The 25,765-nt window shown below is 71.1% G+C and carries 11 protein-coding genes and 2 pseudogenes; 9 read left to right on the plus strand and 4 right to left on the minus strand.

From position 1 onward, the window contains the following. Positions 1-88 precede the first annotated feature (88 nt). Both IE294_RS35640 and IE294_RS35645 read left to right on the plus strand, forming a co-directional pair. Positions 89-3,052 (plus strand): DUF8741 domain-containing protein, encoded by a 2,964-nt coding sequence (locus IE294_RS35640; protein ID WP_189893121.1) that lies wholly within the window; start codon positions 89-91, stop codon positions 3,050-3,052. Continuing rightward, positions 3,049-7,209, plus strand: a complete 4,161-nt coding sequence (locus tag IE294_RS35645) for an Eco57I restriction-modification methylase domain-containing protein (protein ID WP_189893123.1) — start codon at positions 3,049-3,051, stop codon at positions 7,207-7,209. The genes IE294_RS35640 and IE294_RS35645 overlap by 4 nt, the downstream gene beginning before the upstream one ends. Before the next feature lie 25 nt (positions 7,210-7,234). On the opposite strand, the pseudogene IE294_RS35650 reads toward IE294_RS35645, so the two are convergent. The 3 genes and pseudogenes from IE294_RS35650 to IE294_RS49425 all read right to left on the minus strand — a co-directional run. Continuing rightward, positions 7,235-7,393 (minus strand): annotated as a pseudogene (locus IE294_RS35650) (DUF397 domain-containing protein); the annotation flags it as partial. A gap of 141 nt (positions 7,394-7,534) precedes the next feature. After that, entirely contained in the window at positions 7,535-7,870 is a 336-nt protein-coding gene (locus IE294_RS49420) for a Scr1 family TA system antitoxin-like transcriptional regulator (RefSeq protein ID WP_306433498.1), read from the minus strand. 175 nt (positions 7,871-8,045) lie between these two features. Further along, positions 8,046-8,195 (minus strand): helix-turn-helix domain-containing protein, encoded by a 150-nt coding sequence (locus tag IE294_RS49425; protein ID WP_306433499.1) that lies wholly within the window; start codon positions 8,193-8,195, stop codon positions 8,046-8,048. Positions 8,196-8,917: 722 nt separating this feature from the next. On the opposite strand from IE294_RS49425, the gene IE294_RS35660 reads away from it, so the two are divergent. Together IE294_RS35660 and IE294_RS35665 are read left to right on the plus strand one after the other, a co-directional pair. Next, on the plus strand, positions 8,918-11,068 hold the full coding sequence (locus tag IE294_RS35660) for a UvrD-helicase domain-containing protein (RefSeq protein ID WP_189893126.1): 2,151 nt from the start codon (positions 8,918-8,920) through the stop codon (positions 11,066-11,068). 157 nt (positions 11,069-11,225) lie between these two features. Beyond that, positions 11,226-13,247 carry an N-6 DNA methylase gene (locus IE294_RS35665; protein ID WP_189893127.1) on the plus strand — a complete coding sequence of 674 codons (2,022 nt, stop codon included), beginning with the start codon at positions 11,226-11,228 and terminating at the stop codon, positions 13,245-13,247. Between the two features lie 62 nt (positions 13,248-13,309). Here IE294_RS35665 and IE294_RS35670 read toward each other — a convergent pair whose 3' ends face one another. Continuing rightward, positions 13,310-14,884: a serine/threonine-protein kinase gene (locus IE294_RS35670; RefSeq protein WP_229917634.1), complete on the minus strand. Its 1,575-nt coding sequence runs from the start codon at positions 14,882-14,884 to the stop codon at positions 13,310-13,312. A 165-nt stretch (positions 14,885-15,049) separates the two neighbouring features. Between IE294_RS35670 and IE294_RS35675 the strand changes: the two genes are divergently transcribed. From IE294_RS35675 to IE294_RS50165, 5 genes and pseudogenes are all read left to right on the plus strand, one after another. Next, on the plus strand, positions 15,050-16,846 hold the full coding sequence (locus tag IE294_RS35675) for a PD-(D/E)XK nuclease family protein (protein WP_189893129.1): 1,797 nt from the start codon (positions 15,050-15,052) through the stop codon (positions 16,844-16,846). Then, on the plus strand, positions 16,839-18,107 hold the full coding sequence (locus IE294_RS35680) for a pPIWI_RE_Y domain-containing protein (protein WP_189893130.1): 1,269 nt from the start codon (positions 16,839-16,841) through the stop codon (positions 18,105-18,107). Before IE294_RS35675 ends, IE294_RS35680 begins: the two co-directional genes overlap by 8 nt. Further along, positions 18,100-21,870, plus strand: coding sequence for a pPIWI_RE_Z domain-containing protein (locus IE294_RS35685; RefSeq protein ID WP_189893131.1), 3,771 nt, complete (start codon positions 18,100-18,102; stop codon positions 21,868-21,870). Before IE294_RS35680 ends, IE294_RS35685 begins: the two co-directional genes overlap by 8 nt. 82 nt (positions 21,871-21,952) lie before the next feature. Beyond that, the gene (locus IE294_RS35690) at positions 21,953-25,021 is read left to right on the plus strand and encodes a pPIWI_RE module domain-containing protein (RefSeq protein WP_189893133.1); all 3,069 of its coding nucleotides are present in this window, start codon (positions 21,953-21,955) and stop codon (positions 25,019-25,021) included. A gap of 387 nt (positions 25,022-25,408) precedes the next feature. Next, positions 25,409-25,587: pseudogene (locus IE294_RS50165) on the plus strand (transposase); the annotation flags it as partial. Positions 25,588-25,765 lie beyond the last annotated feature (178 nt).

Here is a 25,765-nt window from a genome sequence, read left to right on the forward strand (position 1 = left end):
GCCGACGGGTTCAGCGGCCCGTCGGCCCACCGCTCCGCTCCGTACGCACCCCACGTCCCCGCCCACCCGCACCCACCGGAAGGCCCGTATGACCACCGCCGCCGCGTCGGCACCCAAGTACGCCGTCGGCTCCCTCGTCCACGCCCGGGGCCGTGAATGGGTGGTGCTGCCCGACTCCACCGAGGACCTCCTCGTGCTGCGCCCGCTGGGCGGCGCCGACGTCGACGTCGCGGGGGTGCTGCCCGGCCTGGAGACCGTGGTGCCCGCCACGTTCGCCCCGCCCACACCCGGTGATCTCGGTGACCAGCACACCGCCGGTCTGCTGCGCACCGCCCTGCGGATCGGCTTCCGGGCCGGGGCCGGCCCCTTCCGGTCCCTCGCCTCGATCGCCGTGGACCCGCGTCCGTACCAGCTGGTGCCGCTGATGATGGCGCTGCGCCAGGATACGGTGAGGCTGCTGATCGCCGATGACGTGGGCATCGGCAAGACCGTCGAGGCGGGCCTCATCGCGGCCGAATTGCTCGCGCAGGGCGACGCGCGCGGTCTGGTCGTGCTGTGCTCCCCGGCGCTCGCCGAGCAGTGGCGGGCCGAGCTGCGGGGCAAGTTCGGTGTCGACGCGCGCCTGGTGCTGCCCGCCACGATCGGCCGGCTCGAACGTGAGACGCCGTACGGGCAGTCGGTGTTCCGCCCGGACGGCGCCTACGTCGTGTCGACGGACTTCATCAAGTCGCCCCGCCACCGCGAGGACTTCCTGCGCAACTGCCCCGACCTGGTGATCGTCGACGAGGCGCACACCTGTGTCGCGGACTCCGCGGCGCAGGTCTCGGCGCGCACCTCGCAGCAACGCTACGGACTGCTGCGCGCGCTCGCCGACGCCCCCGACCGCCATCTCCTCCTGGTCACCGCGACCCCGCACAGCGGCAAGGAGGAGCCCTTCCGGCGGCTGCTCGGGCTCCTCGACGCCCGCCTCGCCTCCGTCGGCTTCGAGTCCCGCGCGGGCCGTGAGCTGCTCGCCCAGTTCTTCGTCCAGCGCCGCCGCGCCGACATCCGTGAGGACTTCCAGGACGGCGCGCACTTCCCCTCCAGCCGGGACAGTGCCGAGGTCTCCTACACCCTGCACCGCGACTACCGCGCCCTGCTCGCCGAGGTCCTCGAGTACGCCCGCGAGACGGTGCGCTCCGCCGACGGTGCGCTCCAGCAGCGGCAGCGCTGGTGGTCGACGCTGGCACTGCTGCGCACCCTGTCCTCCTCGCCCGCTGCCGCCGTACGGTCCCTGAACACCAGGGCCGGCGTCCAGGAGGCGGACACCCCCGACGAGGCGGACCGCACCGGGCAGTCGACCGTCTCGGACCCGGCCGACACCGACAGCGCCGAGTCCGCCGACGAGGTACCGGGCAGCCTGCTGCCCACCGCGCCACCCGCGGCTGCCGGAGACGGCAGCGACGGGCTCGACGCCGACGAGAAGGCGCGCCTGGTCGCCATGGCCGAGGCCGCGGCCAGGCTCGCCGGGCCCACCCGCGACACCAAGCTGAAGAAGCTGGTGGCGACGGTCACCGACCTCCTCGACTCCGGCTACCGGCCGATCGTGTTCTGCCGCTACATCGCCACGTCCGACTACGTCGCCGACCACCTGAAGAAGGTGTTCAACAAGAGGGGCGCCGAGCATCCGGTGGCGGTCGCCTCCGTCACCGGCGAACTCTCGCCCGACATGCGCCTGAACCGGATCGCCGAACTCACCGGAACCGACGAGAACGGCGAGCCCGCCCCCGAGCGGCGCGTCCTGGTGGCCACCGACTGCCTGTCCGAGGGCGTCAACCTCCAGGAGTCGTTCGACGCCGTCATCCACTACGACCTGGCCTGGAACCCGACCCGCCACGAACAGCGCGAAGGCCGCGTCGACCGTTTCGGGCAGCGGACGGACACCGTGAAGGCCCTCACCCTGTACGGCGCGGACAACCCGGTCGACGACATCGTCCTGAAGGTGCTGCTGCGCAAGCACGAGCGCATCCGCCGCGCCACCGGCATCTCCGTCCCGGTGCCGCAGCAGGCGGAGAGCGCCATGCAGGCGGTCTTCGAGGAGCTGATCCTGCGCGGCGAGACCCCCTCCTTCGAGCAGCAGGGGCTGTTCGAGCGCGAACAGCTGCCTGCCGCCGAGCAGTTGGAGCTCGCCTGGGAATCCTCCGCCGAGCGCGAGAAGGCCTCCCGGTCCCTCTACGCCCAGAACCGGATCAAGAAGGAGGACGTGGCCGCCGAGGTCGCCGAGATCCGCGCCGCGCTCGGCACCGGCGAGGAGGTCAGGGAGTTCACCCGCCGCGCGCTCGGCGCGCTGCGCGGGATGCCGGCCGACCGCAAGCAGGGCGGGTTCACCGCGCACACGGACGCCCTTCCGCAGGGCCTGCGCGACGCCGTGACCGCGGCGCTCGGCCCCCGCCACCCGCGCCCGGTCGTCTTCCACGACGCGCCGAGCGCCCCGCGCGGGGAGGTGGCGCTCACCCGCACCGACCCGGTGGTGGCCGCGACCGCCCGCTTCGTCCTGGACACCGCCCTGGACGAGAAGTTCCCCGCCTGGCAGCGCCCGGCCCGCCGCTGCGGTGTGATCCGCACCAGTGCCGTGCGGCGGCCCACCACGATGCTCCTCGTACGGCACCGCTTCCAGCTGAGCCTGCCCACCCGCGACGGCGGCGTGCGCACCCAGCTCGCCGAGGACGCGCGGGTCGTGGCCTTCCACGGCAGGCCCGAGGCGCCGCAGTGGCTGCCCGAGGAGGAGGCCCTGGCCCTCCTGGAGGCCCGCGCCACCGGCAACTCCGACCCGGGCTTCGCCACCGACCACATCGCGTCGATCCTCGCCGCCCTCGACACCGGCCTGATGGACGAACTGCGGCTGCGCTCCGAGGCGGCCGCGAAGGAGCTGGAGGCATCGCACCACCGGGTCCGTACCGCCGCCCGTGCTCGCCTCGCCGGTCTGAAGGCCGTCCCGCAGGGCGACCCGGACGTCCTCGGTGTCTTCCTCTACCGCCCGGCCGCCACGATTCAGCGGGGAGCCGACGCATGACCACTGCCAGGACGCTGGTCACCGACACCGTCGCCACGGTCGGCGGACTGCTGCCGTACGACCTCCTCGTCCGTATCAAGGAGGGCAAGGAGCAGTCCGGCGCGAAGCCCGCCGACTACCGGCTGTTCGCCAAGGGCGAGTCGGTACGGGACGCCGCCGAGCGCTCCTGGGGCTATCTGCGCGGCGTGTGGGCCGCCTACCAGGACGCGCTTGCCCGCGACGGAGCGGACGACGATCCCGGTGTGCACGCGGTGGGGCTCACCGTCGAACGCTGGCTGCTGCCCCTGTTCGAACAGCTCGGCTTCGGCGCGCTGCCGGCCGTGCCGGAGCCCGGCCTGCCCGCCCACGACGAGACGAAGGACTTCCCGGTCAGTCACGCGTGGGCGCACGTGCCCGTGCACCTCACCGGCTGGAACGTCCCGCTGGACACCCGCACCCCCCACGTGGCGCCGCAGGCCCCGCAGTCCATGGTTCAGGAGTACCTCAATCGCTCCGGCGACAAGACCCTGTGGGGTGTCCTGTCCAACGGCCGCCAGCTGCGGCTGCTGCGCGAGTCCGCCTCGCTCACCGGCGCCGCTTTCATCGAGTTCGACCTCCAGGCGATCTTCGAGGGCAAACGCTCCGACGACTTCGTCCTCCTGTGGCGCCTGCTGCACCGCACCCGCTTCGAGGGCGCCCCCGTCGCCTCCTGCCCGCTGGAGAAGTGGCGCACCGAGGCCATCGACTCCGGCACCCGCGCTCTCAAGGAGCTTCGCAAGGGTGTCGAGACGGCCCTCAGCGTGATCGGCTCCGGGCTCATCGCCCACCCCGACAACGCGGAGCTGCGCGAGGCCCTGCGCACCCGCGCCCTCACCGTCCGCGACCTCCACCCTGCCCTGCTGCGGCTCGTCTACCGGCTGCTCTTCCTCTTCGTCACCGAGGACCGCGGACTGCTCCTCCACCCGGACGCCGACGAAGCCGCACGCGACCGGTACGAGAAGTACTTCTCCACGGACCGCCTGCGCCGCCTCGCCCGCCGCACCGGCAGCCCGCACGGCGACCAGTGGGAGGCCCTCACCCTCGTCATCAAGGGCCTCGGTGCGCCCGGCGGACGGCCTGAACTGGGGCTGCCCGCCCTCGGCGGCCTCTTCGAGCCCACCCCCGTGGATGGGAGGCTGGACGGTCTCGCCCTCACCAACGAGTCCCTGTACGAGGCGGTGCGTGCCCTCGCCGTCATCTTCGACGCCAAGCTCGGCCGGCCCCGCAAGGTCGACTACCGGCACCTGGGCGCGGACGAACTCGGCTCGGTCTACGAGTCGCTCCTCGAACTCGAACCCCGCCAGGACGACGACGGCTCCTACGTCCTGCGGAAGCTGGACGGCAACGACCGCAAGACCTCCGGCTCCTACTACACGCCCTCGCCGCTCATCGACTGCCTCCTGGACTCGGCCCTCGACCCGGTCATCGAGCGGGCCGTCCGCTCGGGCACGACGAAGGACGAGCGCAGGGCGGCGCTGCTCGCCCTGACCGTGTGTGACCCGGCTTGCGGCAGCGGCCACTTCCTGGTCGCGGCGGCCCGCCGCATCGCCCGCCGGCTCGCGGAGATCGAGACCGACGATCCGGAGCCGGCCGCCGAGGCCGTGCGTGACGCCCTGCGCGAGGTCATCTCCCGCTGCGTGTACGGCGTCGACCTCAACCCGATGGCCGTGGAACTCGCCAAGGTCTCCCTGTGGATCGAGGCCATGAAGCCGGGCCGCCCACTCACCTTCCTCGACGCGCACATCAAGCACGGCAACGGACTGCTCGGCACGACGCCCAAGCTCCTCGCGGGTGGTCTGCCGGACGAGGCGTTCAAGGTCCTGGAGGGCGACGAGTCCAAGGCCGTCAGGAACCTGAAGGCCCGCAACGCGAGCGAGCGGGAGCGGTGGCTGGCGGCGCTGCGGCACCACGCGAGCCAGGACGCCCTGTTCTCGGAGCAGCACGCGCTGGACATCTCCAACGCGGCGATCACCAGGAAGACGTCGGACATCACGGCCGCACCGTCGGAGGAGATGGAGGACGTCCAGAACCAGGCCCGCGCGTACCACGAGCTCACCACCTCCAAGGACTACCTGCGGGCGCTGGAACTCGCCGACGCGTGGTGCGCGGCGTTCGTCTGGGAGAAGACCGAGCGGACCGACGGGTCCAGGCGGGCGGACGAGGCCTTCCCGCCCGCGCTCACCACGGACTCCCTGCTGGCCCTGCACGCCGCGGACGGGGGCGCGAGCCTGCCGGCGGGCACGGTGGAGAAGGTGGCGCGGCTGCGCGCGGAGTACCACTTCTTCCACTGGCACCTGGAGTTCCCGGAGGTGTTCCGGGTGCTGGCCGATCCGCAGGCGCCGGGGGTGGACGAGCGGACCGGGTGGAAGGGCGGGTTCAGCTGTGTGCTGGGGAATCCGCCGTGGGAGCGGGTCAAGCTCCAGGAACAGGAGTTCTTCGCCACCCGTGACGCCTCGGTCGCGAACGCCGCCAACAAGGCGGCCCGCGAGCGCCTGATCGACGCGCTGGCCACCAGCGAGGAGGAGGCCGACCGGGCCCTGCACGCCGAGTTCATCGCGGCGCGGCGCCTCTCCGAGGGCGTCAGCCACCTGCTGCGTGGCTCGGGCCGCTTCCCGCTCGCCGGGCGCGGTGACGTCAACACGTACGCGGTCTTCGCCGAGGCCGCCTCGCTCGGCATCGCGCCTACGGGGCGTCTCGGTCTCGTCCTGCCGACCGGCATCGCCACCGACGCGACGACCGCGCCGTTCTTCTCCGACCTGGTGCGCACCTCACGGCTCGCCTCGTTCCTGGACTTCGAGAACGAGGCGTTCATCCTCAGCCGGGACGTGCACCACTCGGTCCGGTTCTCGCTGCTGACCGTCACCGGCCGGGGCGAGCGGGTGGACTCGGCGTCCTTCGCGTTCGGCACCCGGTACATGGATGACCTCGCCGAGCGCCGCTTCGCGATGCCCCCCGAGGAGATCCTCCTGGTCAACCCCAACACCGGCACGCTGCCGGTGTTCCGTACGCGCAGGGACGCGGAGATCACGCTGGGGATCTACCGGCGGGTCCCGGTCCTCAGACGGGAGCCGGACGCGGAGGGGAAGGGCGGCACGGACCCGTGGGGCCTGAGCTTCATGCGCATGTTCGACATGTCCAACGACTCGCACCTGTTCCGCGGCAAGGCGGAGCTGGAGGACGAGGGCTGGAAGCTGAAGGGCAACATTTTCACGCACCCGTCCGACGGGCGGCGCTATCTGCCGCTGTACGAGGCGAAGATGCTCCACCACTTCGATCACCGGCTCGGTACGTACGAGGGGCAGACCCAGGCACAGGCAAATGTGGGGACGCTGCCTCGGGTGACACCGGAACAGCACGATGATCCGGAGTTCGCGCCGATGCCGCGCTACTGGGTGCCGGAGTTCGACGTGGACTCGGGGAAGCGGGACAAGAAGCTGAACCCGATCATGTGGCCGGGGGTTGCTTCGCGGCTGGCTGAGCGAGAGTGGTGGAACGGGTGGTTGATGGGGTGGCGGGATGTCGCCCGGTCCACGGACACCAGGACGGTGATCAGTACTCCTCTTCCCGCGCATGGCGTTGGCCACAAGTTCCCGCTGATGTTCGTCCAGGCCGGAGCTGCGGCGTTGAGCGGGATTCTGGCTTCATACGTCTTCGACTACGTGGCACGGCAGAAGGTCGCCGGAACATCGATGACCTACGGCTACGTCATGCAGTTTCCTGTTCCGATGCCGGATGCCGACCTGCCGTTCAGCACTACGGATGTGGAGAATTTGGCGGAGTGGATCACACTCCGAGTGTTGGAACTGTCCTACACCTCCAAGGACATGGAGTCCTTCGCCAGGAGTCATGGGGACGAAGGAGCCCCGTTCCGCTGGAGCGTGGAACGCCGCGAGCTGCTGCGCGCGGAACTGGACGCCGCGCTGTTCCATGTGTACGGGCTCAGCCATGATGACGTGGAATACGTGATGGAGACGTTCCCCACGGTCAAGAAGAGGGAGGAGACCCTCTGCGGCACCTACCGCACCAGGGACCTCATCCTCGACGCCTACGACCGCATGGCGGAGGCCCGTGAGAGCGGCAGCGCGTACCAGACGCTGCTGGACCCGCCGCCGGGCAAGGGCCCCCGCCACGAGGGATGAGCCGGAAAGCCGGGGGCGTAGCCGGTCAGCTGATCCGGCTACGCCTGGTCTCGGCGACGAACCCGGCCCAGGCGGCCCGCGTGAACGCGAGCTGCGAGCCGCCGGGCTGCTTGGAATCCCGTACGTGGACGGTGATGGGGGCGGCGGCGACCTCTATGCATGCGTCTCCATCTCCGCCGCTGTAGCTGCTCTTGAATCAGTGCAACCGTTCGCCCTGTTCGCGCTTCATCATTCTCCCAGCAGCGTCTCGAAAAGTGCGCAGGAGTCGGACGGGCTCAACGCCTGTCCCCTGATGCTCCCGTAGCGTGCGGCCGGCATACGTACCTCATCCGGATCCGTGATGAGTCGGTTGACGCTCTCGAACTCGCCGTATCCCATCTGTGGCTTTCCTCGTGGGGTGAACTTGTTCACGCTGTACTTGCTCTCCGCCGATGGCCCGTAGCAGTACGGACTCCTCGATTACTGCTGTCACTGCCGGTGGTGGCCAATGGGTGAAGATCTGTTGGCGGTCCAGCCTCACGGCCACGCGTTGCTCGATGGTCTCCTCGTTCAGGAGCGGACGCCGCGCCGTGAAGATCGTCCGCGCGTACCCCTCCGTCTGCAACAGCCCCAGCATGGTCAGCGTGCTGTAGAAGCACAGCTCGACCGCCTGCGCCTCCATGCGTAATCCCGGAACCACTCCGGATGCCGCACCCTCTACCGCGCCTTCGCCCGCTCCTCGATTCCCCGAGTAGCGCCAACAGCGCACCGCACCGCAGGAGTTCATCCACCTTTACCAGGAAATCCGGCTGCGGTGTCCGCCGCCCCCGTTCGACCGAAGAGATCTGCTCCTCGCTCTAGCCGACCCGCTGCCCCAACTCCCGTTGGCTCAGTCCGGCCCGCTCCCGCGCGGCCTTGATCATGCGGCCGATGGCGCGGAGCAGGTCCGCGACCTCCTCTGAGTCCGCCGGGTCCTCAACACCCGCGTCGCTCCGCACCGCCGTCATCACCCATCACCCCGCTTGTCCGCGGTCCGCCGCGTACTCGACTCCGACAGCCCGTCCCCGTACGTCAGGGGCGGTCACCCGTACGACTCCCGTATAGGACGGCCGCCCGCGCGGACAGCCTGCCCGCGGCGCCGAACAGTCACTCTCCGTACTCTTTCGGTCACTTTCGTGAGTAGATCCATCACGCCACCCTCGGTGACGTGTCCCACGAAACAGAAAACGTGATTCGGCAGCCTGCTGCGCACAGGTCACGTAAGCCTCAGCACCCTCTACCCCACCACCAGGCACGGCGCGCACGCGGTCCGCCGCGCCGCAGAGCGGTGGCCCGCGGCGCACATGCCGCCCGGAGCCCCCGGCGCCGACGACCTCACTGCCACGGCCGCCCTTCTGCACGGCCGGGTGTGCGGACGTGAGGCCCGCCTGAAACTGAGCCTCGACGCGACCGAGCTGCGGATCGAGGTCACCGATGCCCGAGGCGACCGGCAGCCGGCGCCCCAGTCCGTCGATCGCGGCGACGAGTCGGGGCGCGGCCTGCTGCTCGTCGGGGCCCTGTCCGACGACTGGGTGCCCGCCCCCACTGCCCGGGCGGCAAGACGGTGTGGGCCGTGTGTCGCCGGTGAGGCAGCCGGGTGCGCGTGGAGGAGCCGCCCTGTCGCGAGCGCCACATTTCGCTGTAAACTCAGTCAACGTTCATTTGGTCGGCTGAGGAAAGGGGCGGGTCGGTGCCGCAGATCGCGATCACCAACACCTTCTGGGAGGGCGTGGACCGGCTCGACAAGCCGTCCCGCGCTCGGGTCCACAAGGCGATGGCGAAGTTCCAGCAGCTGACGGTCCACCAGCTGCACGCGGACAAGGGCCTGCACCTGGAATCCGTGGTCGGCTCCCGCGACCCGCGCATGCGCACCATCCGGGTCGACGACGGGCAGCGCATCGTGCTGCTCGCGCCCGACGACGGCAGTGACGTGTTCGTCTTCGTCCATGTGGTCTCCCACGACAAGGCGTACTCCTGGGCCAAGCGGCGGCTGTACTCCGTCAACGCGGTCACCCGCTGTCTCGAAGTACGTGATCTCACCGCCATGGAGCAGATCACCCCGCTCTTCGCCCGGGAGGCCGAGGCGGCGCCGAAGCTGCTCTTCGCCGGCTGGTCGGACACCGTGCTGCGGCACCTCGGCGTCGACGACGTCACGCTGCGCGCCGCCCGCGTCATCACCGGCAAGGCCCAGTTGGAGGCTTTCGGGTCGCTGATGCCGGAGGACCAGTTCGAGGCGTTGTGGCTGCTCGCGGAGGGGTTCGATCCTGACGACATCTACCGTGACCTCGTCGCGGCGCGGCAGGCGGTCGTCGTCGAGGAGACCGGGGAGAAGCAGGGTGAGCTGGCGGCTGCCGTCAGCCGTACGCGCAGCCGGATCGCCCTCGTCACCGGGCCCGAGGAACTCGCCGACATTCTCGCCAAGCCCTTCGACGCCTGGCGGATCTTCCTGCATCCCACCCAGCGGCGGGTGGCCTACCGGCCCGCGTACGCGGGCCCCGCCCAGGTCACCGGCGGTCCCGGCACCGGCAAGACCGTCGTCGCCCTGCACCGCGTCAGGCATCTGCTGGGCCGCTCACCCGACACCCGTGTCCTGCTCACCACGTACACCAGCGCGCTCGCCCGCTCGCTGCGCTCCGGGCTCGCCCTGCTCCTCGACCACGATCAGGCGCTCCTCGACCGGGTCACCGTGACCACGGTCGACGCCACCGCGCACCGCGTCGTGCGGGAGCTGCACGGAAATCCGGGGGACGTCCTTGGAGACAAGGACGAGCGGCGGCGCTGGCAGCGGCTGGCCCGCGGGCTCGACCTGCCGTGGTCCGACGCCTTCCTGGCCCAGGAGTACCGGCATGTGCTGCTCGCCCAGGACCTGCGTACCCGCGAGGAGTACGAGAAGTGCCTTCGGCGTGGGCGCGGCAGCAAGCTGGCGGCCGGGCAGCGCCCGCGGCTGTGGGAGGTGATGACACGCTTCGAGGAGGAACTCGCCCATGACCGCGCCTGCACCTGGCTGCAACTGTGCGCCCGGGCCGCCAGGCTGCTGCGGGACAGGCCGGGCGAGGGCCCCGGTTACGACCACGTGGTGGTGGACGAGGCCCAGGACCTGCACCCCGCCCAGTGGCGGCTGCTGCGGGCCCTGGTTCCCGAGGGGCCCGACGACCTGTTCCTCACCGGCGACCCGCACCAGCGGATCTACGACTCACGGGTCTCGCTGCGCTCCCTCGGCCTCTCCGTCGCGGGGCGTGGTGCGCGGCTGCGCCTCAACTACCGCTCCACGGAGGAGATCCTGCGCTGGTCGCGGACGTTGCTCGACGGGGAACCCGTGGCGGACCTGACCGGTGACGCACCGGATTCCCTCTCAGGGTACCGGTCTCTGCTGCACGGGGAGCGGCCCGTGTGTGAGGGGCACGGGACGGAAGCGGCCGAGGCCGACGCCGTCGTCCGCAAGGTGGGCGCGTGGGTGGCGGCCGGGGTCGCGCCGTCCGAGATCGCGGTCTGTGCCCGGTTCCACACGCAGACCGCGCGGATCGGCGACCGGCTCGCCCGGGCCGGGCTGCCCGTGGTGCGGGTCAAGGACGGGGAGTCCGACGACGCGGCCGGGGTGCGGGTGTCGAGCCTGCACAGTCTGAAGGGCCTTGAGTTCCGCTGCGTGGCCGTGGCCGGGGTGACCGCGTCGGCGTTCCCGTTCCCGCCGGCGGTGACTCCTGCGGAAGTCGATCCGCTGCAGAACGCGACGGACCTCGCGGCCGAACGGTGCCTGCTGTTCGTGGCGAGCACCCGGGCGAGAGAGGCGCTGTACATGTCGTACAGCGGACGGCCGAGCATCTTCCTCGACGGGGTGAGGTAGCGGGAGGGGCGGTGTTCGCGGTTGGCCTGTGAACCGAGTCAATGCTCGCGCCTCGCCGTAGTAGTCTGCCCGACGCGCGGGAGGGGGAGAGTGGCTTGATCACGCGCCTTTAGGTGGGGGAAAGTCCGCTTTCGTCAAGAATGTCCAGGGAGTTCAGATGTCCACGCCCGGATCCGTACCCGTGTCTCTGGCGGAAATCGCTCGCCTTGCGGGCGTCGGGCGGGCCGCTGTCAGCAACTGGCGGCGGCGTCATCCGTCGTTCCCCGCCCGGATCGCTGGCACGGACGTTAACCCCCAGTTCTCCCTCACCGACATCGAGAATTGGCTGCGTGACAACAAGAAGCTCAAGAAGTCCGCCGAGCGCGAATGGCTCTGGCCCCGGTTCGAGGCGCTCGGCGGACGCGACGAGACGGGGATGGCGGTCGCGGAGGTGGGCAGGAGGCTCGCCGGGCGGGGTGCGGCAGGCGAGTCCGCCTTCCCGGAAGAGGCGGCGGCGCTGATCGAGCGGGCCGTGGACCTCGGGCGGCGCGAAGGAGACCCGGAGACCTTCGCCTTCCTGTTGCGCCGCTGGCTCGATGTCCACGTTCGCCAGATCGCCACCACACCCGAGCCACTGGCAGCGCTCATGGCTGAGCTCGCCACCGGCATCGCGGACGTGGACGGCGGCGTCACGGTGATGGATCCCGCCTGCGGCACCGGCCACCTCCTGATGGCCGCGACCGAGGTGGTCAAGGCGGCAGGCGGTGGGGCGCTGACCCTGCTGGGTGACGACCGTGATCCCGTACTCGCGGCACTCGCCGAAGCCCGCCTGAGCCTCGCCGTGGACGCATTGGAAAGAGAACCCACGCGTATCGACGTACGCGCGGCGGACTCCCTGCGCGACGCCCCGTTCGCCGGAGTCCCCGCCGACATCGTCCTGTGCAACCCGCCGTTCAACGAACGGGACTGGGGGTACGAGGAGCTGGCCACGGACGTCCGCTGGAGCCACGGGCTGCCTCCGCGTACCGAACCCGAGCTCGCCTGGGTTCAGCACTGCCTGGCCGGGCTGCGGCCCGGCGGCGCGGCGGTGCTGCTCCTGCCCCCCGCCGTGGCGGCGCGGAAGGCGGGCCGGCGCATCCGCGGATCGCTGCTGCGCACCGGCCAGCTGAAGGCCGTCATCGCGCTGCCGCCGGGCTGCGCCGCGCCGCACAGCGTCTCCCTGCACCTGTGGGTGCTGCGGGCGCCCGTACCAGGTGAGGAGCCACATGCGGGAGCCCACCTGCTGGTGGCCGACGGCGTGTCCCGCTTTCCCCGGGACCAGGGCCGCGAGTGGGCCCCCGACTGGGCGGCGATCGGCGACTTCGTGCGCGAGGCCGCCGCGGCGACGGATCCGGCCAAGGTCTCTCCCTTCGTACGACGCGTACCCGTCATCGAACTCCTCGACGACGAGGTCGACCTCACTCCGGGACGCCACATCACCCCGTCCCCGGCGGACACCGCGCCCCGACTGGCGGAATCCTGGCGGGAGTTCAAGGGCCTGGCCGCCAGGGTGACCAGGTCGGCCCGGCTGCTCGCATCACTCGAACTGACCTCCTCCGCACAGGACTCGCCGACAGCGACCACCGTCGCCGAACTGGCGAGGGCCGGCGCGCTCATCCTGCGCAGCGGCCAGCAACCACCGGAGGCGGCGGTCCGCACCGGGCCGCCGTCCGCCGAGGATGTTCCGCTCCTGACGGTTCCCGACCTCCTGTCGGGCGGCGAACCCAGGGGAAGCCTCGCGGCCGGCGACCCCGCGGTGCGCGAGGCCGTGATCGCTGAGCCCGGGGACATCGTGGTGGTGGGGGTGGCGCGGGCGTTCTCCGCCTGGGTCCACGAAGGACCGCCGACCGCCCTGGGCCCCCAGCTGCACGCCGTACGGGTTCAACCAGAGCAGCTCGACGCCTGGTTCCTCGCCGGTTCGCTGCGCGCCCCGGCCAACGTCCGGCAAGCCGGTACGCACGCGACGAGTTCCTCCCGCATCGATGTACGGCGGCTCCAGGTCCGCCAGGTACCGCTGCGTGAACAACGGCGTTACGGTGAGGCGTTCCGCGAGCTCGCCGCCTTCGAACAGCTGGCGCGGCGCACCGCCGAACTCGGTGCGGACCTCGTCCACGACCTCGGCGACGAACTGGCGGCCGGGCGGCTCGCGGGCGGGGTGTAGAACGCCCGAGAGGGGCAGGAGCCGTGCGGCGAGGTGAGGCGCGTCACGTCGCTCCGCCGCGGTCAGACCCCGGCCCGCCCTGGTCCCCCCGCGTCCGCGAGCCGGGCCGAGAGCTGGGCATCGACCTCGCGCCGCACGGACTCGACCTGTACGGCGAGCTCGCGCGGCAGGCCCGCGGCCGTACGTCCCGCGGCGTCGACAGCGAAGACGGCGGCGTCCAGCTCACCGAAGGCGAGACGGCATTCGGCCACCCGCAGCCGCACCACCGCGCGCTCCGCCCGCTCGGCCGGGCCGTCGCCGTGCAGGAGAGTGCCGTCGATGCCCTGGTAGAGACGGGCCGCGGAGCCGAAGTCCCCGGCCAGCCGGAGGCCGTCCGCCGCTCCCCGCCACACGCGGCGCACCAGCGGGCGGCGCGTTCCCCACTCCCTGCGCACCCGCTGCGCCAGTTCGTGCAGACGGCCGGCCGCGTCCCCCGGTTCGCCGACGGCGATCTCCGTCTCGGCTCGTGTGCAGAGCAGCTCTACCGCGCGGGCGTCCAGCCACTCCTCTTCGCCTGCCACCGGGGACGTGAGACGCGGCGCGGTGGGAGCGCGGTGCGTGCGCGGAGCCCGGTCCGCAGGTCGGCGGAGCGGGGTCGTGGGGTCGGGGTGGGTGCGCGGCCGGGGCTCGGGGTCGCCGGGCCGGGGGCCGAGGGGGGCGAGTACCGCCAGGACCTCGTCGACGGGCGGACGCTGTCCGGGCTGCTTGGCGAGCATGCGGATCACCAGGTCGTCGATCGCCTCGGGGATACCCGCGGCGTACACACTCGGCGGCAGCGGCTCCTCGTAGAGATGCCTTTCGGTCAGACCGGAGTCCGCACCGAGCGGGAACGGCGGGCGCCCGGTGAGCAGTTCGTAAAAGACGCAGCCGAAGCAGTACACGTCCGTACGCGCGGTGGGCTCGCGCTCCAGGAGCTGTTCGGGCGCCAGGTAGCCGCGGGTGCCCAGCGTGGAGCCGTGCGCCGTGTACCGGGTGGCGTCGGCCCGTAGCGGCTTGGCGATACCGAAGTCGATGAGGACGACCGCCCCCTCGTCGTCGATCATGATGTTGGGGGGCTTGAGGTCCCGGTGCACGACGGGCAACGTGTGCGCGCAGGCCAGTGCTCCCGCCATCTGTACGGCGACGGCGATCGCCGTCGCGGACGGCAGCGGTGTGTGCTCGTCGAGGAAGGTCCGCAGACTCACCCCGGTTACGAGGCGCATGGCGATGTACGGCACACCCCGGTGCGATCCGCTTCCGTACAGCTCCGTGATGCCCGGGTGGTCGAGCGCGCCCAGAAGAGTGGCCTCGCGCCGGAACCGGGCGTTCCTTACGGCGAGTTCGGCCGCCCTCTCCTCCGGGCCCAGGGCGTACAGGGCCTCGGAGTCGTGGCGCAGGAACTTCACTGCGACTTCGCGCCCCGCGGAAACCTCATGAATTTCGGGCGCCTCGTGGCCGGGGAAGACCTCGCGTGCGCGCCAGACCTGGGCCATCCCGCCCTTGCCGAGCGACTCCGTCAACTCGTAGCGCCCGTCGATCAGATCACCCGTGCCGGGCCTGTACATCTCCGCGTACGAATCCGCGTCCACGCCGCGCAGCTCCTTCGCCTCCCGCACCATTCAGCACATCAGAGTAGCGTGAAGTGACCCTCTTGCGAGATGTTCATGGACTTAGTTCACAGATTCATGTCATGCTGGGTCGTGTCCGGGACTTCATGTGAGCGGGTACGGAACCCGCCGTTCCCGGACGTCCTCCTGCCCATGCCGCCCTCCACGGGGGTCACCATGCAGAATCCACCGGGCGTCGCCGGAGACGACTGGCTGATCAGGGCGAGTCCGCGGACGGCCCGGCCCGACGCCGCGGCCTGCCCCACGCACCGCCGCATCGCGATGAGGCCCCAGCTCGTGGCCGAGCCGGCCGTGCCGTTTCTGCCCACGCCGTACGAGGAGTTCGGGTTCGGCCCGCTCTTCACGGCGCTCGACCTCGTGGAGCACCACGGCTGGTCCGTCGAGCGGGTGCGTGCGGAACTGCGCCGCAGCCGCGGGCCGTTCCGTGGCCGGGGCGCGCCGGTTCACCCCGTCCACCTCGCGTGGACCGCCCACGCCCTGGAGCGGTACGTCACGGCCCGCACCCGGGAGCAGGCCGCCGCCGAGAAGTCGGGACTACCGCCGACCGCAGCGGTCGAACACCCATGGACGTGGCGCACGCGCCGCACGGACGTACCCGACTCGCGCGGTGCCCGGCAGTACGAGCACACCCTGTGGGGCCGCATGTACGCCTCCGCCGACGGGACGGTGCGCGATCTGTGGCTGCCCTCGCTGGGCCGGGCCAAGAGCAGTCGCCCCGATGCCGAACTCGGAGCCGTGGCACAGGTGATGGCGTACGGGACGCCCGCGCCCCGGCGTAGGGCGCGTGACGAACCCCCGGCCGAGGCTGGCGACGCCATCCGCCCACCTGACCTGGTGCGCGTCTTCGACGTGGGATGCGCCGACGGCTCGGTGGAGCCGTTGCTCGGCGTGGCTCCACGGTTCGGCGAGAGCCCCGTCGAGGCGAGGAAGCGGTTCGAGGGCGACGCGGTGCCGGCGTTCCTCGCCGCCACGACCGCGACCGGCACCCGGCCCGGCGAGAGCTGTGTCGATTGCAAGGCCATCGCCGGTTGTACGGACCTGGGGCGCGCCCCGAGCCTGTGGGGAGGGCGACCCCCGGCCGTCGCACGCAAGCGCCGCTCCGTCTCCGTCTGGGACCTCCGGCTTCACGCGCAATGCCCCGCCCAGTACCACCTGGTGCGGCGTCTGCATCTCAACGATCTGTCCACCGAGAACGAGGGAGCGCGGCGCGGGAGGGCCGTCGACTCCTGGCTGGACGCGCGACACGGCGAACGGCCGGTACGCGGCTGCCGGGACCGCGCGGCCCCCCACCCGGACGCGCTGCGGTCCGGGACCGGTCTGGACGACGCATCCGCGCGTGAGGCCGCCGGGATGCTGGCCGAGCACCGGCTGCTGTGCCCGCTCAACGGACTCGACGCCGACGAGCGCGTGCTCGTACAGCACCGCGTGACGGCCTACGTGCCGGAGCTCGATGTCGTCGTCCTCGCCGTACCCGATCTGGTGTACACCCATCGCGGCCGGTGGATCTGGCGCGAGACGAAGACGTCTGCCCTTCCCCTGTGGGAGCGGGAGCCGCTCCTCCGCAGGTACCCGCAACTGGCCTTGGGCGTGCTGCTGTTCCACGCGGGGGCGCTGGGCGGCGACCCACGCCGCTCCTGGGTCGAACTGGAGCATCTGCGCGAGGGCCACGGAGAGAGCAGGCTGGAACGCGTCGACCCCGGCCGTACCGAGATCGTCGAAGAAGCCCGGGACGTCATCGCCGGCCTCGCCCAGCCGCTCCTGGACGACACCACGTACGAACCGAGGACCGGGCGCCACTGCCACGGCTGTCAGGCGCGGACCTGGTGCCGGCCCGGCACCGCCTACGTCACCGACCATCCCCTGCCACACGGCGCCGACGTGCCCTCGCGCGCCGACGACCCTGAGCCGGGCGTCCCACCACAGTCGCGAGGAGGTGTGCCGGTCCATGACTGACCAACAGCTCGTCCCGGACTGGCTGTCCAACCCGGAGGTCGTCCTGCTGCGGGACGTGGCCACCGCCGTCCTCCATCTGGCGGCCGTCGGCGACCTCGACGCCTTCGCCCTGCCCTACCCGTCCAGCGCGCAGCGCGCCCTGGACGCCCTGGTTCTCCAGTGCCTGCGCAACGGGGCCACGCCCCCGGCCGGTGTCCCCGAGATGATGCGCTGGGCCCGCGCCCGGCCGCTCAGCAGTTGGCCCCTCGACCAGTTGCCCCCCGACCTGTTCGACACCGCGGACCGGCTGATCGACGAGGGCTCGGGGGAACCTGCACAGCTCTGCCACGAACTCGCTGTACGCGGATACGGCGACAGTACCGGGCGACAGTACGACCGCCTGGTCATCCACGAGGCCATGCGAGCCTGCCGGGCCATGTCAGCGCCCGAGTCGTACACGGCCTTCCGCCGCCTCCTGGTCACCCGGCCCGTTCTCACCGAGGAGGAATGGGTCGAGGTCAGCTGCGACCTCTTCCTCGACCCGGTCCGCTTCCTCGTCGAGGAGATCTACGCCCCCGTCCCCGCCGGGTTCCGGCGGGACGGCTCCTATATGTGCTGCCACCGCTGCCTGACCCTGCTGCACCCGGTGTCCGACACCGGGTGGTGGTGCGAGCGGGACCAGTGCCGGCACCGGGGTCCCGCGCCGCATGGCCGGGAACTCGTGGCGGCGCAGGTGGGAGAGCTACGCCAACTGCGCAAACCACTGCGGCTGTTCGTCACCGGACCAGGACAGGCGGAGACCTCCCTGGAGAGCGAGCTGCGGGCGCTGGGGCTCACCGTCGAGATGTGGCCCAACTTCGACTCGTACGACGTGCGTGTCACGTTCCCCGACGGCCATGTGTGGGCCGTGGACGTCAAGGACTGGGCGCATCCCGCCTTCCTCGGCCGCAGCGCGACTGCGGTGCGCGCCGAACCTCCCTACGACGAGGCCTGCTGGGTCGTACCGGAGTTCAGGGTCCGCGCACGCCGCGACTACCTCGGCAGCTATGCCAGGGAACGGGGCGCTCAGGCGGGTGGACTGAGGCTGCTGACGGACAGACAGCTGGTGCGGGCCGCACGGCTGCGTCTGTCAGGTGACCGCGGGCCGGACGCCTTCATCGGCCCGCTTCCCACCGGAACGGAGGAGCCGTCGGGCCCCGGCCGACGAGCCACCGGGAACCGCCCCGCGGACAACACAACGCCGGCCGAGGACGCAGGGCAGGACGGAGTGGACGATGCGTGACCGCAGCAGCTGGTACCAGCCGGTCGTGGCCGCGTTGGGACCCTGGCCCGAAGAACACGCCAGGACCCGGCCCGCTCTGCTGTGCCAGGTCGAGCTCGCCCTGCGGCTGATGGAGACCGTGGCGCCCGGCCACGCCGCCGACGGAGCGTGGACGCTCCTGGGCGGCTACGGCCTCGCCTTCGCACGCGCCGCGAAGCTGTCCGTCGGTGAGGCGGAACAGGTCGCGCTCGCCGCGGCCCGGCACCTGCTCTGGCCGATGCGCCGCGGGCGGATGTGGCGCCAGTCCCTAGACGCGTACCTGCAACTGCCGGAAAGGCTGCGCGCGTACCGTGTCCCGGCGGCGGGGGAACCGGCGTACCGGCTTCCCCTCGTGGTCGCCGCCGACCGCTTCGCCGCGTACGACGAAGCGCTCGCGCACCTGCCGGGCTTCACCGTCAAACCGCTGGAGCAGGCGGCGGCAGGCGAGCACCGCTTCATGGACCGCCGCCACCGGCGCACCTCCGTCACCATCCCGGCTGACCTCGTACGAGACCCTCTCCCGGGCCACTCCCTCACCACGGAACGCCCGGCCACCGCAGGCCCTCTGGACGTACCACTGTCCGAACTGGCGCACGTGGCACGGTGGATGGACGAGGAGGAGTGGCGTCGCGGCCGAAGGGCGGGTAACTGGGCACAGCGCCTGAACGACCTCGATCTCGACACCCGGGACGGGACCGCCTTCGCACCGGCATCCGCGCTGCCGCTCGACCGGCTCACCCACCTCGTCGGCATGGTCGGCGCCGGCAAGTCGACCCTGATGACCCTGCTCGCCGTCTGGGGGCACCACAACGGCCTGCGCACCACACTCGTCGTCGGTGACCTGGCCGAACAGCTCACCCTGACCGAACTCTTCCGCGGGCTCGGTCTGAGCGCCGCACCGATCCAGGGCGGCACCACGCGGCCTCAGCACACCCAGCGACTGCATCGCAGGCTCGCCGCGCGCGGAGCGCACTCGCTCCTCGCCCACACCGACGCGGCCTTCAGGCACCTCAGCACCGCCTGCCCGCTGGACGCGCTGCGCGCGCTCGACACATCGGAGCCGCTGCGCTACAACGACGCACCGTGCGGAGGTCTGCACCCCGTGCGGCCCGCCGCCCACTCCGGCGACGCACCTGATGGGCTGGCGGTCGAACACGCCGTACGCGCACTCGAACGCGCCCGTGGCGCCGCCGGGAGCCGCCCCCCCGAGGACGACAGCGACGAAGAGGAGGAGTGGGGCACCCCGCATGCCTGCCCGTTGTGGAGTGCCTGTCCCCGCCACTCCGCCGCGCGTGACCTCGTGGACGCGCTGATCTGGGTGGCGAACCCCGCCAGCCTTGTCCAGACGCCCGTCCCCAGCCAGCTCAATGCCGAACGCCTGCGCTACCTGGAACTGGCGTGCCTTCGCAGCGACATCGTGGTCGTCGACGAGGCCGACCGCGTACAGATGCAGCTGGACCAGATGTTCGCGCCGTCGGCCACTCTCGTCACCACCGGCGTCTCCGAATCCTGGCTCGACCAGTTGCAGACCCATGAGATCGCCGAACTCGCCCGGCAGGGGCGGCTGCAGCTCTCCGACCAGGACGTGGAACGGTGGTCCGCCGCCCTGGACATCGTCGGCTCCGCGGCGGACCGGCTGTACGCCATGCTCATCGACGACGAGGGGCTGCGCAACTGGGCGCAGATCGACTACTTCAGCGCATGGACCCTCCAGGAAAAGCTGCTGAACGCCTGGTATCCGCTGACGCCCGGCCGGTCCGTCCGGCATCCCGACGGCACGGAGGCGGGGGACGTCGAGGACGAGAGCGCGCTGTACGAGGGCGAGGGGGACGTCGAGGGCGACGGCGAAAATGAGCCGGGACAGCAGGGGCTCCCTGAGCCGGAGGTGCCTTGGGCGCACCGACGCGGCGAGATCACCGGGTTCTTCGACACCTTCCGGGACGATCCACTCGGTGGGCGGGGCCCCTATCTGACGCCCGCCGACGACCTCACCGCCCTCGCCCACGACGTCCTGCACACCCTCGACGAGAAGCGGACACGCGGCCGGGTCCGCGCGCTCCTCGACTCCTTCCTCGTCGGAGCGCCGGGTCCGCAGCAGCGCCCGCCATCCGCCGCCCGACAGGGCAGGGAGCCTGCGCGCGAGGAGGTACCCCTTACCGAGGAGTGGCGCGAACTGAACGCGCGACGAATGGAGTTCACCCTCGTGCTCGCCGCTCTGCACCAACGCCTGGACCGGGTCACGTTCCTGTGGCCCCAGGTGGAGGCGGCGCTGCGGCTCGACGCGGCGAGCCACGAACTGACCCGCCGACCACCCCTCGACTACGCGCCCCTCCTGCCCGAGGCACCCATGGGCAACGTCCTGGGCTTCCAGTACCTGATCGACGAACGGGCGGCCGCCCGCGACAAGGACGGTCGCCGCACCGGGACCCTGCGCTTCTTCCGCTGCGCGGGCGTGGGCCGCGAACTGCTCCTCGGCCTTCCCCAGCTCGGCGCCGATCCCGGCCGGGGGAAGGCCGGTCCGCACGTGTTGCTGATGTCGGGCACCAGTTGGGCGGGCACATCCACCCGCGCCCATGTCCTCGCTCCCGTCCGGGCAGTCCTCAAACCGCAGAGCAAGGCGTTGCGGTCCATCCGGGACACCGTGTTCCGCACCGAGTTCGTCCACGACGCGGCGGGACAGCCGATCCGCCTCTCCGGACAGGACCCCGACAAACGCGAGGACGTGCTGCGCCTGATGATCGACCGGCTTGCCCGTCCCCGCAGGGACGGAACCACCTCCCCGCTGCAAGGCGAACTCGCCCAGATCCCCGACGAGCGCCGCAGGCGCGCCCTGCTTCTGGTGGGCAGCTACGCGGAGGCCGGGGTGGCCGCCGCGGCCTTGGACGAGATCCCGCGCTGGCGCGGCCGGGTACGCGTCCTGGCCGCCGACGACGCGGAACTGGAGGCCGCGGTCGACGGTGCTGCGTCGGCGGGGAGCCTGACACGGAGCACAGGGGCGGTGCGGCGCGGAGACCTCGCCTCCTTCGCCGAGGACCCGGATGCCGAACTGCTCGTCGCCCCTCTGCTCGCCGTCGAGAGGGGGCACAACATTCTCACCATCCCCCAGCGCCCCGGCGAGGAGAGGGTGGCGGCGTTCGGAACGGTGTTCTTCCTGGTCCGTCCCCACCCTCGTCCTGATGACCTGTCCCTGGCGGTGTTCGCCATCAACGACTGGGCGAGCCGGTTCGTACGCGGTCACCTGACGAGCCCCGAGGGAACCTTCGGTGAGTTGGTGACAGAGGCAGACGGTCTCGACGCTGCGGGCGGCACCTTCCGGACCGTCGCCCGCCGTGTCTGGCGGCACGTGCTGTCCCGCCCCTACGTCTACTCCTCGCTCTCCGACGACGAGAAGGAGTCCTTCGTCTGGGACCAGCTCGTCACCATCTGGCAGGTCATCGGCCGTCTCGTCCGCGGTGGTGTGCCGGCCCGCGTGGTTTTCGTCGACGCCGCCTTCGCACCGCGGCTGGCGGCGGCGCAGGCACCCGTCGCCGACAGGAGCAGGCGGTCCGGCACCAGCGACCCGGGACTGCTGGTACGCCTTCGGGACGTCCTCGACCCGTACTTCACCGGCACCGGTACCGCGGACACCACCGACGGCACCGATCCCGACCCGGCCGACATCGAACTCGTCAAGCTGCTCTACCGGCCCTTGTACGAGGCGCTGTGCGACCTGGGTGCTCCGCCCAGGCCGCGCGGCACCGAGTGACACACCGACGACCCGCCACTTCCAGGGCCGTCGAAGACCTGGCGCGCGACCGACCACGTACGACATCGCAGGGAGAACGGACATGTATCAGCACATCCGCCGATCCGCGTACCACCTTGCCGAGGGCAGCGAGCCCTGGACCGAGGACTACCGCGCACTCGCCTTTCCGGAGCACTGGCACGCGGACCTCCTCGCACTGCACAACCACGGGCGGGACGAGGAGAAGCGGCGGCTGACCCTGCCCACACGCCGGCTCGACGGCGTATTGCAGACCCTCGCCCCCGACGTGATCGTCCGTCCCCGCCCTCGTATTCCCGTCGAGCCGGGACCGGAACAGGGCTCCCCGATCAGCGAGGACTTCTGGATGTACGTCCCCGCCGCGGCCCCCGATCCTCTCCCGGACCGCTCCATCCGGCAGCTCCTGGACGCCTGGCTGCGCACACTCGGCCCGAAGGGCGCGGGGCAGGATGCCGGATTCCGCTCGCTGCTGCTCGCGAGCAGCGCCGACCTCAGGCGGAACCTGCCCGATTGGCAGCCGGTCACCGGCGTCGAACTGCTCACCGCTCCCGTCACCGCCGGTGGTACCGCAGCCCCCGAGCCCCGGCAGTTCCAGCTCGCCACCGACGCGTTGGCCCGCCGCATCCTGTCTCTCGACCCCTATCCCTTCGAAGGCGGCGAACTGCGCTTTCGCGCGGTGCCTCGCGGACCTCGCGACCAGGGCGCCGAACTCATGTCGCAGCCCCTGCCCCGAACGGTCAAGCGCAAGGAGTGGTGGTTCTCCGTCGTACTCAACATCTCCCTGCACACCACGCCGTTCGATCCACGACCGCGTCTCCATCTGCACTGGGGCGTACGCCGATGGGCGACGCATCCGCGGGCCGCCACCAAACGCCTCAACCTGCCCTACCAGGAAGCCACCACGGTCTACTTGCGGCCCACCATCCCCTGGCTGCCCGGAGCGCCGGCCACCGAGCGCTACGCACTCGCCCGACTGCGCCGGGACCGGGCAGCCGAGGCCTTCGCCTGGTCGGAGAACGATACAGCCGGCATCCTGCGCGGGCTCAGCCTCGCCGGAAACTTCCCCGACCCCGAACAACTCCTCGCCGAACCGGGTTCCTGGATCGGCGAGGGCCGCGGCGTCCGCGCCGCAGTGGTGCACAGCACCAGGATGGGAAAGCACGAAATCGGCACGGGCTTCATGCCCAACCAGCGTGCCCAGTTGACCGAATGGGCTGAGCAGGCCCTTCCGGAGACGGTGGTACGGGTACCCGATCTGACGCGGGGACGCGGCAAGGGCATCGGCGCACCGGACAACCGGCGGCCCAAACCGAGGACCGACGAGGCCAAGAAGACCGAGCTGCTACGCGAAACGCGGGCGCGTAGGGAGAACCTGGCGACTCAGGTGCGGATCGCCGGCCGACACCCGCACCGCAGTGGCCCGCCGCTGGTGGAGGTCCGGTTGCTGTGGCAGTCACCGGAGGTGCGCAAGGAAGCAGTGACCCAGTTCGCACAAGCCCTGGGCCTGGACGGGGACGGCGGTGTCTCCGCCGCCGCGATCACGGACCGGGACTTCGACGAAGCCAGGCCCGGAGCACCGGTCGTTCTCGAATGGCGGACGGAGGAACTCACCCTGCGACTGCGCTGCCTGCCCCTCACCGATGGGCTCGGAGACCGGCTGGTGCCCGACCCGGCCGTCAGCGCGAAGGGTGCGGCCATGGCGACGGCCATCGGCGAGCGCCGCCGTGCCCTGCGCTCATGGCTGAGCGCGGACGGCGCCGACCCCGACCACCCTGAACTCGCCCTGGTGGAGATCGCCCACCGCAGCACCTTCCGCCCGCCGACGAGCGACCCTAAGTTCGCCGTCCGCCTGGGATGTGCCGACGCAGGTGTACTGACCCAGTTCGTCGTGACCCCGTCCGCCGACCGGCAGATCGACAACGCGGACAGCATCGAGCACCGCACACACAGCTCCTGGCTCGACGGACTGCGCCAGCTCGGCGTCCGCGTACTGCCGCAGCACACGCTCGGCGACGACCTGCCCGCAGGACTTCAGTACGCCGCGATCTGGATGGTGAAGCGCCGCAAGGACGGCCCGACCCGGCTGCCCAAGCACCTGCCCGTGGCCGTCCTGGCCACCCCGCTGCCGGAGGCGGCGGGCCTGGCGGCCGTACGCGGCTGGGACGACGCCACGGGGGAGTGGGTGCCGTATCCGCGCTTCCTCCTCGGCCTGGTGAGGCAGGCCGAGATCGATCTTGAGACGTGCGCGGAGCCCGCCCCGGAGGACAGCGGCCCGCATTCCAGGAGCCCCCGTTTGACCGGCAAGCAGTGGCGTACCAACCTCGCCCAGCAGCGCAAGGAGACCGCGGCATTCCTCCAGCGTGTACTGCACTCGCTGCGCGGTCAGCCCACTGTGCTGATCACCCACGCGCAGAACAGCAGGCTGCACTGGCCGTGGCTCCAGGACGGCCGGATTGAGCGGGATCTGATTCAGGCAGGTCACGCTCCCGCGGGGCGGCTCGACGACGAACTCCGCCTTGTGCGCGTCCGCGGCTGTGGCGGACGGGAGTCCGCGCAGTGGTGGGGGCTGGCGAAACCCGGTAAGCCACACGGACAGCCGGCGGGCTTCTGGGCCCAGACCGCCCCGCCGCAGGGCGGGTCCGCCTCACGTGACCGGATCTTCTACAGCACCACGGAACGCCCCGGTACCCATGCGGTGTCGCCCGCCCTCGACCGCTTGGCCACCCGGGTCAACGCCGCAGGCAACCTCACCTCACAGGCGGGCACCAGCGCCTGGAACCCGACCTTGGTTGAGATCGCGGTTCTCGGCTGTCACGCGGAGGGCGACTCGGCCGTCCCCGCCCTGGGCATGCCGGATGAGGCCGAGGCTCTGGCCCTCGCCGTGCACCAACTGCGCCAGGCGCCGGACTATGCCGCGGCGCTGTCCCTGCCGCTCCCCCTTCACCTGGCGGGACTGGCCCAGGCGTACGTCCTCCCGATGCTCGCGGAGAGTGATGGGAGTCCAGGAGGGGCGACGGCGGAGTCCGTTGTGGAGCGGGAGCAGTGGAACAGGACGGAGGACGATCCGGACCCGGACCTCTTGGACGCGGCCGGGCTGACCATGGAACCCGAGAGGGAAGACGAGGATGGGTGAAGCCCTTTTACGGCGACGTGCTGAGCTGGGGCAATGCGGTTCTGTGTGGGGTACGGTCGGTGACCTTGCGGTTCATCGTGCCCACTGGCGGCGCCCGTGCTGGACAGGTGCTGGATGCCGGCACATCTCGGCAGGTAAAAGCCTTGTCGTGGAGTTCAGATTCAACGTGTAGCGGGTTACTCGGCACTACATCGCTGATCTGGCAAACGTGCAGGCTGGGAGGGGTCCGACTCTCTGAGGTCGGACCCCTATGGCTTCCTTCATGCAGGCGCTGTCCAATACTCAGCAGCGGTTCGTGTCCTAAGCTGGTGGTTGCCGTTGTCCTGGCATGGAGGCGGTGACTAAGTCACCTACTGGGCTGCGGAGTTGTAGTCGGTATACGAGCGGGTGGCGGGTCGGTTCGGTCGGGCGGATCTGCGGCGGCGAATGCGGGACTATGTCCGCGGTCTGCTGGGCCAAGCGGCACGCAAGAACGGCTGACAGCTTGCGGAATGGGCACGCCACCGCACCGCACTCCGGACGGCTTTCAGCGGCTGTTGAACAGCAGCGTCTGGGACGCGGACGCTTTCCTACCCCATCCACGAGCCGACCGCGATCCCGTCACCCATGCACTGAAGTGGTCGGCCTGGGGAAGATGCCGCCAAGCCGTTGCCCGCCGATGCCACTTCCGAAAACGCAGCTTACTGATCTTTTCGTAAGTTCGGTGGGTGTGGTGGCCGTGTGGGTGGGAGGCTGTCGGGGTGG

The organism is Streptomyces canarius (assembly GCF_014650735.1).
Classification (GTDB): Bacteria; Actinomycetota; Actinomycetes; order Streptomycetales; family Streptomycetaceae; genus Streptomyces; species Streptomyces olivaceoviridis.